Source organism: Flavitalea sp. (genome assembly GCF_035489435.1).
Classification (GTDB): Bacteria; Bacteroidota; Bacteroidia; order Chitinophagales; family Chitinophagaceae; genus DATHKG01.
In genome coordinates this window covers 64,559-76,887 of sequence record NZ_DATHKG010000051.1, presented here as the reverse complement: position 1 = coordinate 76,887, position 12,329 = coordinate 64,559, and the positions used below count along the sequence as shown (strand labels likewise).

Annotated in this window: 11 protein-coding genes; 1 reads left to right on the top strand and 10 read right to left on the bottom strand. The window is 42.0% G+C overall.

Going from position 1 to position 12,329, the window contains the following annotated elements:
- The 10 genes from VK664_RS08340 to VK664_RS08295 all read right to left on the bottom strand — a co-directional run.
- Positions 1–666, bottom strand: a 666-nt coding sequence (locus VK664_RS08340) for a phosphatase PAP2 family protein (protein ID WP_461398181.1), incomplete at its 3' end; no start/stop codon positions are given.
- A gap of 22 nt (positions 667–688) precedes the next feature.
- A complete protein-coding gene (locus VK664_RS08335; RefSeq protein ID WP_461398180.1) occupies positions 689–1,630 on the bottom strand; it encodes a hypothetical protein in 942 nt (313 codons plus the stop codon).
- 84 nt (positions 1,631–1,714) lie between these two features.
- The gene (locus VK664_RS08330; RefSeq protein WP_461398179.1) at positions 1,715–3,094 is read right to left on the bottom strand and encodes a vanadium-dependent haloperoxidase; all 1,380 of its coding nucleotides are present in this window, start codon (positions 3,092–3,094) and stop codon (positions 1,715–1,717) included.
- A gap of 61 nt (positions 3,095–3,155) precedes the next feature.
- Positions 3,156–3,740, bottom strand: a complete 585-nt coding sequence (locus tag VK664_RS08325; protein ID WP_461398178.1) for a hypothetical protein — start codon at positions 3,738–3,740, stop codon at positions 3,156–3,158.
- A 68-nt stretch (positions 3,741–3,808) separates the two neighbouring features.
- Positions 3,809–4,582, bottom strand: a complete 774-nt coding sequence (locus VK664_RS08320; RefSeq protein WP_461398177.1) for an SDR family NAD(P)-dependent oxidoreductase — start codon at positions 4,580–4,582, stop codon at positions 3,809–3,811.
- Position 4,583: 1 nt separating this feature from the next.
- Entirely contained in the window at positions 4,584–5,867 is a 1,284-nt protein-coding gene (gene fucP, locus VK664_RS08315) for an L-fucose:H+ symporter permease (RefSeq protein WP_461398176.1), read from the bottom strand.
- Between the two features lie 31 nt (positions 5,868–5,898).
- On the bottom strand, positions 5,899–6,681 hold the full coding sequence (locus VK664_RS08310) for an L-fucose dehydrogenase (RefSeq protein ID WP_461398175.1): 783 nt from the start codon (positions 6,679–6,681) through the stop codon (positions 5,899–5,901).
- 2 nt (positions 6,682–6,683) lie between these two features.
- Entirely contained in the window at positions 6,684–7,508 is an 825-nt protein-coding gene (locus VK664_RS08305; protein ID WP_461398174.1) for an amidohydrolase family protein, read from the bottom strand.
- Positions 7,509–7,518: 10 nt separating this feature from the next.
- Positions 7,519–7,863, bottom strand: a complete 345-nt coding sequence (locus tag VK664_RS08300) for an L-rhamnose mutarotase (protein ID WP_461398173.1) — start codon at positions 7,861–7,863, stop codon at positions 7,519–7,521.
- 41 nt (positions 7,864–7,904) lie between these two features.
- Entirely contained in the window at positions 7,905–8,777 is an 873-nt protein-coding gene (locus VK664_RS08295) for a fumarylacetoacetate hydrolase family protein (RefSeq protein WP_461398172.1), read from the bottom strand.
- Positions 8,778–8,893: 116 nt separating this feature from the next.
- On the opposite strand from VK664_RS08295, the gene VK664_RS08290 reads away from it, so the two are divergent.
- A complete protein-coding gene (locus tag VK664_RS08290) occupies positions 8,894–12,307 on the top strand; it encodes a methylmalonyl-CoA mutase family protein (protein ID WP_461398171.1) in 3,414 nt (1,137 codons plus the stop codon).
- The last annotated feature ends 22 nt before the right edge of the window (positions 12,308–12,329 follow it).

The window sequence follows — 12,329 nt, the reverse complement described above, 5'->3', positions numbered from 1 at the left end:
CAGGTCGCCGGGAAACAATAACTTCATCATCTCCAGTGCAACGCCTGCAATTACTGCGTCTTCTGAAGGATAAGAGGGAAGATCGGTTTGTGTAACCAATGATTTGATGGTGTTATCAACTTTATATGGCGCCGCCCTGTTATATAGTTTTTTATAGTGCCAGGCAGCAACGAGTGCATCATATTGTGCCGCGCTGAAATAAGCATATGCACGGGCAGCATAAGGCGGATTAGCGAAAGGAAATAAAGGATAGGCGAGCGGATTATTTGCGTTAGGGGCAGGATAAGTCTGATCCTCGTTCTGGTATGGAGGCAGATTATGTTTTGCAACTAACTCGCGCATAATTTCATTCCACCTCAGTACCCCACCGGCAGACCAGTAACTTACAAGATCTTTTTCCTCACTGGTCAGATCGTTCTGAAACGATTTGATTTCACTAAGCTGTGCGATATAGTCGGGTGTTGTTGTAGCTATAGGAGCAGGTACTGCGAACTCAGTGGCCGAAGTTAAAAGCACTGGCTTCCAGGTACCAGCGTCAATGTCGGTTTTCGCTGGTGCCAAAGCTGGTAAATCATCGGTGCGACCCGAGATGTCTTTCGAACAGGCAAACGGTAAGCAGATCACACCAATTACAATCACCGGCAATATTGCAAATATCTTTTTCATAACAATTTCTTTAACAGTTTACTTAGTCGTTTTGGTCTTTTTTGTTGAAATCAAATACATAGAACAATCCGCCATTAACACTGAGCGACTGACCAACATTTCTGCCGGCAACAGTATAACCTCCGCCTGCCATCGCGCTTAATCCTGGCAATGCCTTTGGATTACATTTGAAGTTGACACCAACCATTGTTGAATTCATGCGGTTGCTGGGAAAAGGCATATTATTTCTCGTGATATCAAAACCGCCAAGAGTTGTCCAGTTACTGACAATCGCCTCAGCACCGATCAAAGTACCGCGATAGCCTAACCGAAGTTGAAAAGTAGCTGCATCCGGCATTTCAACCTCATTGGTATAATGCATCTCATCTGTATAGTAATGATCACGATCAATAGTAATATTACTTCTATGCACATACGCTGCAGTGCCGGTTACGAACATCTTGTTTATTTCATAATCACCTGTTACACGAAGTGTAAGATTATTGCTGCCAAGACCAATTGACAATGGCTGATAATCGGCAACATAATTACTTACCGGGAACGAATATCCGCCAAGCGCTATAAGCGAGAACTTACCTTTTCCCAGTTTTCTTTCGAGCAATTTATATTTTACAGACAAGCTCAGATCCTGCATGCCATCCACACCATGTAATGTTCCGGCTGAAGATTTGGTCCATACATAAGGCAAGCTGAATAAAACGTTTAGTTTATTAGTGATCCCATAATTACCCATCCATCCCACAATCTGGGTAGATACGGTACCCAGGTTCAGGTTGGTTCTTTTTAATTTGCCTTCCCAGTAATGGTCCCAGCTGCTATAACTGTATTGAAATCCAGTACAGAAATTATTTTTGTTCATCATGATAGCGTCAACATCTGTTTGCCCCTGGACAACACCCAGCATCATTAAAGCGCAGAGGCAGATGAACGTGACCCTTTTAAAATAAATCAGATAATGTCTCATTGCAGTTGTTTAGAAATTGGAATAAAGGTTAAATGGTATTTGGTTACTTGTGTTTTGGTTGGGTATATCCTGGCTAAATGTGATCTAGTTATGCTGGCCTGTCATTAAGCTGTCAGTTTTGTTTACAGAAGCAAGACGTTCGCCTTTTCGCATTTTCAACTTTGTGAAGAGATAATTGGCGATGCTGGTACCTTGAATGATACCTTCATCGATTGCCGGCCGGAAATGTATTCCGCCGTATAAGCGACTCAATGAAGCTTCGGTAGCAGCATCATTAATGGATTTAAAATTCCTGTCCTGCCAGCCCCATGCACGTTCGGTTGAATCAGTGAAAGCCTGATTTTCGCCATAGATCTTTGTGAGAATGGTGGAAGCGGCGCTGGAGATCACTGAATGCCCGCTGGTATATTCAGGAAAGGGTGGTGTTTGTAATCTTGGCTTCCAGTTATTATCAATATACAGGTTGATATAAGTTTCAGGTCTTATTAGACTGTAATAATATTTGGCATCCCAGCATGCAATAAAACCATCCATCACAGAAAATGCAACACAGGTATAAGTATATACTGTAGTTGCAAAATCAGCTTTATTGTTTTTGCAGATTATTCCGGTAATACCCATCCAATGTCCGCCCGGGGTCATCGCTTTTGTGGCATACATCACGTGGCCGACCACGTTCATTTTAAATCCATTGCAATCCCAGAAATCAGCCATTGCTACATGTTCTACCTGTGCCCGGTTACCAATTTCATATACCTCGAAAGCCATCTTATAAAAATCACTGTTTTTATCTTTGCTGAAACTATAAGGCGGTTTTGAACGGAACATATTCGTTGAATCCATTACAATGCTCCGAATTGTCATCCATTTAGGCTCGACCGCCGGGAAATAAGCCGGTGGTGTTGGAACCCATTTACCTTCGTCATTATTATTTACGGTGTATTTGGGCGCAGATCTTGTCTCGGCATATTTATCTTTTTTGCTCCATTCCAGCACAGACTTTGCTACTGAAACTCCATAGTCTATGGAGTTTTGATATACGTCATCCGGCATTCCATGTTCCTTTGCAAGCATGTTCAACGAATCCAATATAGCGTCTGTCTTATCTTTTGAAAAAGTCAGCGTGCGACCTACTTCCATGAATGCAGTTAAGGCTGCAAAATTTTTGTCGATTTTTTTTGCAGGATCCGGTGCAGGCGATTTGGCATAGCCGGGCAGTTGTCCTTTTAACGAAGTGTATCCTGGATCATTGTTAGCAATTACTTCATAAGCGGCAAGATGCGAATAAGCATAAATCCTGCTTGCCACCGGTGGATTGAAGATGTCATAGGTAATAACTTCAGTCAGATCAGACACAGTTTTGCTGTAAAGCACCGGATTTTTCATCACGGTCTCATAATCTTTTTTAGTATTACACGCGTTGAGTGACACAAGGATAAACAATCCTACAATAAATCTATACATAACGATAAGTGAGTAAACAAAAATTTCCTGAGTAGTTCAGGTCAATGAAATTCAGATGCAATCAGCAGAATTCCGGAGGTTGTCCGGGGATAAGATAAATTAAGAAAGCTATTAGCCCGCTATCGCTAATTCGTGGTTTCGGAGCAAGCTGAACCGGCGACGCAATTGACCAGTTATTAATTTCGGCATTGTATTCACTGAAAAGGGCTTTGAATGCAGTTGAAGACGATTTCTCTGTTTTCTTAGCATCTCCATTTTGCTGCAGATCATTAATCAGTTTGAAATAATCATCTCTGGAATTCTCAATCTTCGTTTTTCCCTGGTTAGGAATACACAGCACGACAAGCTGACCTTTTTCAATCCGGCGTTTCACATAATTATAGTGTGTTCCGTTAATCTCTATTTCACCGTTTACCCGCTCGAAACCGGCCTGGTCGTTCTGGTATGGAAGATTAAGGGAAACGCGCATTTCAATCAGTTCAGATTCGTTGTAGTCATTGAGATCAAGCCTGGCTTCAAGCCGTTCGTTAGCGCTGAATTCCAGGTACTGAGTTAACAGCCGGTAGCCAATCCAATTGAATAGAAGGAGGCTTAAAAGAAGTATGGAAGCAATTTTTTTCAGGCAGTTAATTATTAGAATAGCCACAAATTAATAAAATTTGTGAAGTATCACCATAATTTTTATAAATTCCTGTCTGAGTTGTCCAACTTTTCTCAGGTGTTCAACTTTATAAATCCCCCATCAATAGGATAATCGCAACCAGTCACAAATGCAGCCTCATCCGAGCACAGATAAAGGGCCAGGTTGGCTATTTCATCCGGCTCAGCCATCCTGCCAATCGGTTGGGTTTTAGAAAGTTTTTCAAACATTTCTTTTTCCTGGCCAGGATAATTTTTTGCTATAAATCCATCAACAAATGGAGTGTGAACCCTTCCCGGTGAAATGCTGTTGCACCTGATTCCCTCCTTAATATAATCTTTCGCAACTGACAGTGTCATTCCTATCACTGCACCCTTAGACATTGAATAGGCAAAACGATCTGGTATCCCGACGGCGGAGGCGACAGAAGCCATGTTTACAATTACGCCCCCGGTTTTTTTCATAACCGGTACTATTTCATGAAGACAATTGTAAACGCCTTTTACATTTACCTCGGTGATCCTGTTGAAGTCATCTTCGGAGGTTTTTTCGAGATTGCCGACATGGGCTATACCGGCATTGTTAACTAATATATGGATGGCACCAGCGTCCCTTTCAATACTGTGCACTACATTTTTAACTTCTGCCTGGATGGCGACATTGCATTTTTTAAAAACTCCAATGCCGCCTGCTTCGATAATTTCGTGGGCAACTGCTTTTCCACCCTCTTCATTCATATCAATAATATACACGTCAGCACCCCGGCGTGAAAACAATAGGGCAATCGCTTTCCCAATACCGCTTCCTCCTCCGGTAATCACTGCTGTTTTATTATCAAGTCGGAACATATCAAATTTTATTTGTGAGAACGGGTTTAATTACCCGGTGCCCTTTTAATGCAAAATACAAAACAACCACGAGGCAAATCAAAGGAACTATATAAGCGATCTGGATACTTCCCGTCTGATCACTTATGTACCCCATAACAAGTGGGAAAAAAGCCCCTCCCACAATTGCCATCACGATAAAAGAAGACGCAATTTTTGATTCTTCACCGAGGTCCTTGATGCCAAGCGCGAAAATGGTCGGAAACATAATTGAGTAAAAAAATGGAACAGCAAGCACCGTGTATACCGCAATTTTGCCGGTCAGGGTGATCCCGATTACCAGCAGAACCATACAGATAACTGAATAGATTGCCAGCAATTTTGCTGGCTTAATAAACCTCATAAAATAAGTACCTGCAAACCTTCCGGCCATAAAACCAACCATGGCTACCGAACCCCATAAAATTGCAGCTTGTTTTTCAGGAATGTTCGCAACATATTTCGAGAAACGTACAATGAAGCTTCCTATCCCGGCCTGCACTCCCATATAAAAGAACTGGGCGATTACAGCCCACTTAACATGCCTGTGCCGGAAAACATTGATTGAAAAAGACTTTCCTTCTTCAGATTCTTCTTCCCTGATTTCCGGGAGCTTAATAATAAAGAACAATATGGTTACTACCAATACTATTGCAGCGATAACGATGTATGGCAGCTTTACTGCACTGGCTTCATGATCAAGGTAAGCATTGAGGGCAGCAGGATCCATTGCCTGTAATTGCTCAGGCGTATTTTCGATCCCGGATAATATAAACATCCCGCCAATTATCGGCGCCACAACTGCACCAACACCATTGAATGATTGAGCAAAATTCAAACGTTGTTCAGATGTTTCTTTCGGACCGAGCTTCGTTATATATGGATTAGCAACAGTTTCAAGAAATGTTGCGCCGCTTGCTATAATAAACAAAGCGACCAGGAAAAATTCATAACTCCTTGTTGTAGCAGCAGGTACAAAAAGTATAGTTCCCAGGCCATACAAAATCAGGCCGACAAGGATTCCTTTTTTATATCCGAATTTGTGCATGAACCAACCAGCCGGTATTGCCACAAGGAAGTAACCAATATAAACAGCAAAGTCAATAAAAGATGATTGGGTATCCGTTAACTGGCAGGCCTTTTTTAAATGAGGGATAAGTACAGGGTTGATATTATGCAGGAAAGCCCATAAAAAAAACAGGCTTGTAATCAATATGAAAGGCAGCAGGTATTTGTTGGCAGTTGATTTTGGAGATAGAGCAGACATGCAATCGTATTTAGTAATATAATGTTTTCAATCAGGTAAGCGAGCGGTCAAGATGGGTATAACCACCATCCACAAAAATCAACTGGCCGGTTGTATGTGCGGATCTTTTGCTTAGTAAAAAAACAGACATATCTGCAATCTCCTCTGCAGTTGTAAATCGTTGCTCAAGTGGAATCTTTGAAACGATTTGTGCAAGTTTTGCTTTAGGATCAGGCAATGAATTGATCCAGTTTTCATAAAGTGGAGTCCATACTTCAGCCGGCAAAACGGTATTCACCCGGATAGAAAATGGCAAAAATTCCACGGCCCATTCCCTGGTCAGCGCATTAATGGCTCCCTTTGAAGCCGCATAGCCAGATGTATTACCCTGGCCCGTTGTGGCAACCTTGGAACCTATATTTACAATGCTGCCTTTGGTTTTTTTCAGATGAGGTAAGGCATAATGCACCAGGTTATAATAATGTGTAAGGTTTTTTATAATTGATTGCATAAACTTCTCAGGCGAACCTTTCTCTACACCAACACTATCGTTTACTCCTGCATTGTTTACAATGCCGTCAATCTGGCCATAATTTTTGATAGCGAAGTCTATCACTGCCTGGCAGGCGGCAACTTCACTTAGCTCCGCTTTTATGGAAGACGCTTTGCCTTTCAACTGCAAAATTTCATCGACCGTCCTTTGATTATCAGTTTCATCGCGGCCGGCAATAACAACTATTCCACCCTCGGCTGCAATACCTTTGCTGATTGCTGCACCAATACCTTTTGCTCCCCCTGTCACGATAAAAACTTTGTCCGTTAAATAAAGATCCATATTTATAAATTGTAAAATTGTATAGCATTTAATCCAAAAACTTTTTCCTTATCATCATCAATGAATGTTTCCATATATTTTTCAATGAGACTTTTCCATTGCACATAGATTCCAGACAACAGCATAACGGGCCAGTCGCTTCCAAACATCAGCCTGTCTGCACCAAATGCTTTAAACACCACATCCAGGTAAGGATAAAAATCTCCGGGACTCCAGTTTTTCCAATTTGCCTCGGTAAAAAGGCCGGATAACTTACAATATACATTAGGATGACCTGCAATTTCAGTTATGTCCTTTTTCCAGGTTTCAATATTCTTCTCACGGATTGCAGGTTTGGCACAATGATCTATTACAAACTTCTGTGAAGGAAAAGCACTTACAAAATCAATCGCATCCCTGAGCTGATGATGATAGATTAGTATATCATAGGTGCATTCATAAGGAGCAAGTTCCTCAATGCCCCTGCGAAAAGCAGGGTCAGAAAGGAAGCCTGCAGGTTCGCCCTGTACAATATGCCGCCATCCTTTTATGATAGGGTATTGTGAGAAATATTCGAGTCTTGACGCAATGTTATCTGCCCGCAGATCAACCCATCCAACAACTCCTTTTATAACAGTAAAAGTTTTTGCAAGTTCTACAAAGAACCGCGTTTCAAGCTCGGACTGGTCAGCCTGTACCGCAACGCAGCCATCTATCCCATTTCTTTTCAATGTTGTTTCGAGCGTTGGCGGTAAATAATCCTGTTTAAGGATCTTCATATCATTTGTGATCCATGTATCCCGATTTTTGTCGTATTCCCAGAAATGCACATGCGAATCGATAGTCATAGTGGCGCAATTAAGTAGTCAGAGCAAAAATTTTATCCATCAACATCCATTTTTCACCAGCTGCGGCCCACTGAAGTGGCTGCTGAAATTTCCACATCAAAGTTTCCCAATCCTGAACCTTTGGGTTTGCAGCATCAGCCCTGGCCTTTTTATCAAATGAAAAAGCCGGACCCACTTCCATAATCATAAAAAGCCGGTTACCGGTCCGGTAAATCTCCATGTTTTGAATACCGGAAGCCTTTATACTTTCAACAATCTCCGGCCACACATGGCGGTGATAATCTTCATATTCTTTGATAAGATCCGGATCATTTTTGAGATCAAGTGCAAGACAATATCTGTTAAGGTCAGCCATAGCCTGGTCTTATATTTATAATTACTCAAAACATAATTCAATTACTGAACTTCAACAGCTTTGTAACCAACCGCCTTTTGTTTTGAAGTTCCCAGTCCATCGATTCCTAATTCAACCACATCACCGGCCTTCAGATAAAGTGGTTCGGGTTTTTGACCAAGACCTACACCAGCCGGGGTTCCTGTACTGATAATATCTCCTGGCAGCAAGGTCATGAACTGGCTAAGATAATGTACCAGATAAGGGATCTTGTAAACGAGGTTACCAGTGTTACCATCCTGCATCATTTTTCCATTCACGGTTAGCCATAAACGAAGATTATTCAAATCGCCGATTTCATCAGGTGTTACAAGATAGGGACCAAGGGGCGCAAAAGTATCGCAACTTTTTCCCTTAACCCATTGACCGCCTCTTTCAAGCTGAAACTCCCTTTCACTATAATCATTGTGAAGAACATAACCGGCAATATAATCAGCGGCATCTTTTTCTTCAATATATGAAGCCTTTTTGCCAATAACCACTGCAAGTTCAACTTCCCAATCTGTTTTTTTACTGTTTTTGGGAATGATAAGGTCATCATTAGGTCCGACTATAGCAGAGGTAGACTTAAAAAAAACTACCGGTTCAACGGGTAGAGTCATGTTGCTTTCCTTAGCATGATCCGAATAATTCAACCCAATGCAAATTAGTTTGGAGGGCCTCATGACCGGGGGAGCAAACCGTTCTATATGGTCTATTTTTTTACAATTATGGGGATTGCTTTTGACCCATGAATCCAGCATATGCAGCCGGTCTCCGCCAAAAAAATCTTCATCAAAATCTTCCCCGAACCCGCTGACATCACAATGCTCGCCGTTCGCGTTTACTATGCCTGGTTTTTCATCTCCCGGATCGCCGTACCTGAATAATTTCATAACTTTTGTTTTTGAAGGTTTAAACTTAAGTATTTTATTTCAATTACTTATGCAGACAGGGCAGCCAAAAAACTAACACTCATTAGTTTTTTAGATTACTTTTGGTGATCCAAATAATGAGACTGAATATGGATTACCAGCCAAAGTTTAAGGTAAGAATTGTAACTGCCGCTTCCCTGTTCGACGGGCATGATGCAGCTATCAACATTATGCGGCGCATTATGCAGTCAATGGGGGCCGAGATCATTCACCTCGGACACAATCGTTCAGTTGCAGAGATCGTGGAATGTGCTATTGAAGAAGATGTGCAGGGTATCGCTATTACAAGTTACCAGGGAGGGCATCTTGAGTTTTTCAAATACATGAAAGATCTGTTAGATCAGAATGGATGCGGGCACATTAAAATTTTCGGAGGCGGTGGAGGAACTATTCTTCCCCAGGAGATTACTGATCTTCAACACTATGGCATAACAAGGATTTTTTCACCGGACGATGGGAGGCGCCTGGGCCTTGAAGGAATGATCGAAGCGGTTATACGTGCCTGTGACTTTAATCTGAATGGAAATGTCAGCTCCGCCCGGTCTGTTAAAGGCCAGATAGATATAAGTAAACTAAGCCGTCAGATTACTAATGCAGAAAATGGGGTGGGCGCAACGGATCGGCATAGTCAAACAGTTAAGGACTCTACTGATAAAGCATCGACAATTAAAGATTCAATCCCGGTTTTAGGTATTACCGGGACAGGTGGTGCAGGCAAATCTTCGGTTACTGATGAAATCGTGAGGCGGTTTCTACATTATAACCAGCAAAAAATGATTGCAGTTATTTCGGTTGATCCTTCCAAGAAAAAAACGGGGGGAGCATTACTCGGTGACAGGATAAGGATGAATGCTATCTCGGGTCCGAGATCATACATGCGTAGCCTTGCTACCCGTCAAAGTGACCAGGCTCTTAGTAAATATGTAGGAGAAGCCATAGATGCGTGTAAAGCTGCAGGTTTTGATTTTGTAATTCTTGAAAGCGCGGGTGTTGGCCAGAGTGATACATCGATACTGGATTATTGCAATACGAGTTTATATGTAATGACACCTGAGTATGGTGCCGCTTCCCAGCTTGAAAAGATTAATATGCTTGATTATGCGGACCTGATAGCTATAAATAAATTCGACAAGGCAGGATCACTGGATGCATTACACGATGTAAAAAAACAATACAAAAGAAATCATGGTCTCTGGACGGTTAAAGATGAAGATTTACCTGTAATCGGAACCATCGCATCGCAATTTAATGATTCCGGAATCAATCTGTTGTATAATAAGCTTACCACATTAATAGCAGCAAAAACAAATGTGCATTTCGGGAACGGAGGAACAGGAGTAATACATGCTGGCCAGACAAGACCGCTGATCATTCCTTCATCGCGCGTGAGGTACCTGTCAGAAATTTCAGAACATAGCCGGCAGTACACAAAATGGATCACAGAACAATCTCAATTTGCGAGTAAGTTATACCAGTTGAATGGCACAATTTCCATATTAAATGATCAGATGGATAAGCCTGCTGGGAACGTTCATTCAAAATCAGCTATTCAGACATTATTTAATGATTATGAAAAACAAATCGATGGTGAAAACCTGGCAGTGATCCGTGATTGGCCCTCGGTGAAAAAAATGTATCAATCAGACCATTTTGAATACCAGGTAAGAGATCAGATTATCAAACAGCCGCTTTCAACTGAAAGTTTGTCTGGTACGCGTATTTCAAAAGTCGTTTTACCATCATATAAAGATTGGGGTGATATACTAAAATGGCAGCTGCAGGAAAACCTTCCCGGGAAGTTTCCTTATACCGCCGGTGTCTTCGAACTTAAGCGAACAGAGGAAGATCCAACCCGCATGTTTGCGGGCGAGGGTGGTCCCGAAAGAACCAACAAGCGATTTCATTATGTTTCCCTGGGCCAACCGGCCATCCGCCTCAGTACCGCTTTTGACAGTGTTACATTATATGGCGAGGATCCTGATCCGCGTCCCGATATATTTGGCAAAATTGGCAACAGTGGTGTAAGCATTGCGAGTGTTGATGATGCTAAAAAACTGTACAGTGGTTTTGATCTTTCTGATCCAAAAACATCTGTGAGTATGACCATCAACGGGCCGGCACCGATACTGCTGGCATTCTATCTTAATGCTGCTATAGATCAGCAATGCGAATTGTGGCTGAACAAAAACAGCGATTGGCAGGAGGCCTCACAAATTATATCAAGCAAGTTTAAACATTTACCAAAGCCCGTGTATTATAACCCCGCATTTCCTGAGCGATTGCCAGAGGGCAATAATGGACTGGGATTGGAACTGCTGGGCCTGAGCGGTAACGAAGTAATACCTCAGGAAATATATGAACAGATAAAGGCCGGTACACTCGCAGCTGTGCGGGGAACTGTACAGGCTGATATTCTGAAAGAGGACCAGGCGCAGAATACCTGCATCTTTAGTACAGAGTTTGCATTAAAGCTGATGGGAGATGTTCAGGAATATTTTATCAGGAACAAGATCCGGAATTTCTACAGTGTTTCTATCAGTGGTTATCATATTGCTGAAGCAGGTGCTAACCCGGTAACACAGCTGGCTTTCACCCTGGCAAATGGCTTTACATATGTTGAGTATTATCTTAGCCGTGGAATGCATATCGATGAATTCGCTCCCAATCTTTCTTTCTTTTTCAGCAACGGAATGGATGCAGAGTACTCTGTTATTGGCCGGGTTGCCAGGCGAATATGGGCCAAAGCGATTCGATTTAAATATAACGGCAATGAACGTTCGCAGAAACTAAAATATCATATCCAGACCAGTGGAAGAAGCCTGCATGCTCAGGAAATTGACTTCAATGATATCCGGACAACATTACAGGCCCTTTATGCGATCTATGATAATTGCAATTCACTTCATACAAATGCATATGATGAAGCTATCACTACTCCCACCGAGGAAAGTGTAAGAAGGGCTATGGCCATTCAGCTAATAATCAACCGGGAACTTGGCTCTGCTAAAACAGAAAATTTTATGCAGGGAAGCTTTGCTATTGAAGAGCTCACCGACCTCGTTGAAGAGGCTGTACTCATGGAATTTGACAGGCTCACAGACAGAGGCGGCGTGCTTGGTGCCATGGAACGTATGTACCAGCGAAATAAAATACAGGAAGAGAGTCTGCATTATGAAACGTTAAAACATACAGGTGAACTGCCGATTGTGGGTGTGAATACATTTCTTAATAAGAAAGGTTCTCCCACAGTTCTGCCTGGGGAAGTAATCAGGAGTACCACTGAAGAAAGGGAACAGCAGATTCAAAATCTCGGTGCTTTTAAGAAAAGGAATGAAACAACTTCCGGGGCCATACTTGATAAACTGAAAAATGTGGCGCTCGCAAATGGAAACATTTTCGATGAGTTAATGGAAACAGTTAAACATTGTACACTCGGTGAAATTACGCATGCACTTTATGAAGTTGGTGGGCAGTATCGCAGAAGCATGTGAAAAAGAGTTATGAGTTATGAGT

What these genes read in the sequence shown, in the direction of transcription:
- VK664_RS08335 (WP_461398180.1), bottom strand. Translation starts at nt 1,630, where the DNA reads ATGAGACATTATCTGATTTATTTTAAAAGGGTCACGTTCATCTGCCTC.
- VK664_RS08330 (WP_461398179.1), bottom strand. Translation starts at nt 3,094, where the DNA reads ATGTATAGATTTATTGTAGGATTGTTTATCCTTGTGTCACTCAACGCG.
- VK664_RS08320 (WP_461398177.1), bottom strand. Translation starts at nt 4,582, where the DNA reads ATGTTCCGACTTGATAATAAAACAGCAGTGATTACCGGAGGAGGAAGC.
- fucP (WP_461398176.1), bottom strand. Translation starts at nt 5,867, where the DNA reads ATGTCTGCTCTATCTCCAAAATCAACTGCCAACAAATACCTGCTGCCT.
- VK664_RS08310 (WP_461398175.1), bottom strand. Translation starts at nt 6,681, where the DNA reads ATGGATCTTTATTTAACGGACAAAGTTTTTATCGTGACAGGGGGAGCA.
- VK664_RS08305 (WP_461398174.1), bottom strand. Translation starts at nt 7,508, where the DNA reads ATGACTATCGATTCGCATGTGCATTTCTGGGAATACGACAAAAATCGG.
- VK664_RS08300 (WP_461398173.1), bottom strand. Translation starts at nt 7,863, where the DNA reads ATGGCTGACCTTAACAGATATTGTCTTGCACTTGATCTCAAAAATGAT.
- VK664_RS08295 (WP_461398172.1), bottom strand. Translation starts at nt 8,777, where the DNA reads ATGAAATTATTCAGGTACGGCGATCCGGGAGATGAAAAACCAGGCATA.
- VK664_RS08290 (WP_461398171.1), top strand. Translation starts at nt 8,894, where the DNA reads ATGAGACTGAATATGGATTACCAGCCAAAGTTTAAGGTAAGAATTGTA.